The sequence below is a fragment of the Pseudomonas sp. B20 genome (genome assembly GCF_020515755.1).
Taxonomy (GTDB): Bacteria; Pseudomonadota; Gammaproteobacteria; order Pseudomonadales; family Pseudomonadaceae; genus Aquipseudomonas; species Aquipseudomonas syringae.
On the sequence record NZ_JAHPJG010000011.1, the window covers coordinates 1 to 2,377 of the forward strand.

Below are 2,377 nucleotides of genomic sequence, written 5' to 3' on the forward strand. Positions count from 1 at the left end.
AGTGCCTGCAAAAACCAGCGTGAAAAGACGTTTTCGTTTCTATGCATCATGCTTCTGCGTGGCTATGATGCGTGCCTTATTGCCAGGCGATTCCAAATGCTGACCTTGTTAAAGCTTCTTGCCGATGGTGCGTTTCATTCTGGGCAGGTATTGGGTGATGCCCTCGGCATAAGTCGCAGTGCTGTCTGGAAGCAGCTTCAGCAGCTTGAGGCGGATCTGGGTATAGATGTCCACAAGGTGCGTGGTCGTGGCTATAGACTCGCAACGCCCATTTCTCTTCTAAGTCCCTCCGGTATCGAGCAGTCAGGCTTTCCTGCCAACTGGTCTGTACGCACTTACGATTCCATCGACTCTACCAACGCTGAGGCCGCACGTCTGATCACTCAAGGCGTTGCCATGCCTGTACTGGTAATGGCCGAGCAGCAGACCTCCGGAAGAGGGCGGCGTGGTCGAACGTGGGTCAGTCCATTTGCTGAAAATCTGTATTACAGCCTGGTCCTGCGTATCGATGGCGGGATGCGTCAGTTGGAGGGTCTCAGCTTGTTGGTGGGGCTCGCGGTAATGAATGTGCTGCGTGATATGGGCGTGCAGGGCGCAGGCCTTAAATGGCCAAATGACGTGCTCGTTGGCAGGCAAAAGATCGCCGGCATTTTGCTCGAACTGATTGGCGATCCTGCGGACGTGTGTCATGTGATCATCGGGATAGGGGTGAACGTAAACATGCGCTCCACCAGCGAGGTCGATCAGCTGTGGACGTCGGTCAGGCTCGAAACAGGCGACCTTGTTGATCGCAATCAGGTCGCTGCTCGTATAAGCACACAGCTTGAGGCTCTCATGACGGTTCATCGCAAGGAAGGCTTTGCGGCATTTCAGAAGGAGTGGGAGCGCGGGCATTTGTGGCAGGGGGCTGCAGTCAAGTTGCTCTCGGGAGTAGATGTCGTGGAGGGCGTAGTGTTAGGGGTCGACTCGCTTGGAGCGCTGCGGTTGGAAGTCAATGGTGTGGAAAAAAGCTTTAGTGGTGGAGAGCTGAGCCTGAGGTTGCGAGATGATTCTTGAGCTCGATTGTGGCAACAGCTTCATCAAGTGGCGTATTACCGCTAAAAGCGATGCAGCAGTGGTCAGCGTTGGTGTCGTTGACTCTGACGCAGCCTTGTTGGAGCACCTGCGTAATCTGCCGGATACAACGTTCAGCGACTGCCGTCTGGTAAGTGTCCGCAGCGCTGAAGAAACAGCGCGTCTGGTTTCTGTGCTGGCCGACGCGTTCTCCGTTGCTCCCGTTTGCGCAGTGCCTGCCCGTGAGCTGGGAGGCGTGATTAACGGCTATGACGATTTCGAGCGCCTCGGCCTGGATCGCTGGCTGGCTTTCGTGGGTGCTTACCACCTTGTCAAGCGTGCATGCCTGGTGATTGATCTGGGCACTGCAGTGACCTCTGATTTCGTCGACGCCGACGGCGCGCATCTTGGTGGTTTCATCTGTCCAGGGATGCCATTGATGCGCAATCAGCTGCGCACCCATACCCGTCGCATCAGATATGACGATACAGAGGCGGAACGGGCTTTGGTTCGTCTTGTTCCCGGGCGCGCAACCGCAGAAGCGGTAGAGCGCGGCTGTTCGCTGATGCTTCGGGGGTTCGCAGTGACTCAGGTCGAGATAGCCCGAGGGTATTGGGGTGACGACTTTGCTATTTTTGTGACTGGCGGCGATGCTGCCCTGATTGCGGATGTGCTGCCAGGAGCCCGTATCGTTCCTGATCTGGTCTTCGTGGGGCTGGCTCTCGCCTGCCCTTTGCGTTGAGGTCTTTATGCGTTGGTTATTTCTTCTGCTGTTGATGCTTAATGCCTTTTATTACATCTGGCATCAGCAGGAGGCTCCGCTCAGGGCCAAAGAGGTCATGCCCTTGTCGTTGCACCGTGCTTCTCAGCAGGATATTCGTCTGCTCAGCGAGTCGGATGCCGGGCGGGTGTCTCACGATCCTGATACCAAATGTCTGTACGTCGGTGGCTTTGCCAGGCAAGAGGATGCGCGCCTGGTAGAACAGCGATTGAACAGTCTGGATATCCAGTCTCAATTTCAGCCCTTGCAAACGAGCGGGGCGACCGCCTACTGGCTGAAAATCGTCCCGGAAAGCCGACGCCTTGTCGAAGCTGGCTTGATCAGTCAGCTGAGTCAGGATTTCCCGCAATTAAAAAATCAAATAATGTCGTGCGAGGGCATTGCAACTGCTGATTAGTTTACATAGAATGGCGCCCGCTTCGCAGTGAGGTGAAAGTCTCACGAACGGAGTGGTAGTAGTCAACGCATGTAACCTCAGGTTTTTACTGAGAAAAAGGTTGACAGAAGGGCGGCATGAGTTGAGAATGCTGCCTCGCTTAGGAG

The 2,377-nt window shown here is 55.3% G+C and carries 3 protein-coding genes; all 3 read left to right on the forward strand.

The window, feature by feature from the left end:
• Positions 1–96 precede the first annotated feature (96 nt).
• From birA to LIX91_RS13655, 3 genes are read left to right on the forward strand one after another with little or no spacing between them, the layout of a single operon-like run.
• Positions 97–1,056, forward strand: coding sequence for a bifunctional biotin--[acetyl-CoA-carboxylase] ligase/biotin operon repressor BirA (gene birA / locus LIX91_RS13645; protein ID WP_032703357.1), 960 nt, complete (start codon positions 97–99; stop codon positions 1,054–1,056).
• The gene (locus LIX91_RS13650) at positions 1,046–1,795 is read left to right on the forward strand and encodes a pantothenate kinase (RefSeq protein ID WP_003419632.1); all 750 of its coding nucleotides are present in this window, start codon (positions 1,046–1,048) and stop codon (positions 1,793–1,795) included. Before birA ends, LIX91_RS13650 begins: the two co-directional genes overlap by 11 nt.
• Positions 1,796–1,802: 7 nt before the next feature.
• A complete protein-coding gene (locus tag LIX91_RS13655) occupies positions 1,803–2,231 on the forward strand; it encodes a hypothetical protein (RefSeq protein ID WP_003419629.1) in 429 nt (142 codons plus the stop codon).
• The last annotated feature ends 146 nt before the right edge of the window (positions 2,232–2,377 follow it).

Bases quoted from the DNA above. Each gene is read 5' to 3' on its own strand.
- birA (WP_032703357.1), top strand. From the start codon at position 97: ATGCTGACCTTGTTAAAGCTTCTTGCCGATGGTGCGTTTCATTCTGGG.
- LIX91_RS13650 (WP_003419632.1), top strand. From the start codon at position 1,046: ATGATTCTTGAGCTCGATTGTGGCAACAGCTTCATCAAGTGGCGTATT.
- LIX91_RS13655 (WP_003419629.1), top strand. From the start codon at position 1,803: ATGCGTTGGTTATTTCTTCTGCTGTTGATGCTTAATGCCTTTTATTAC.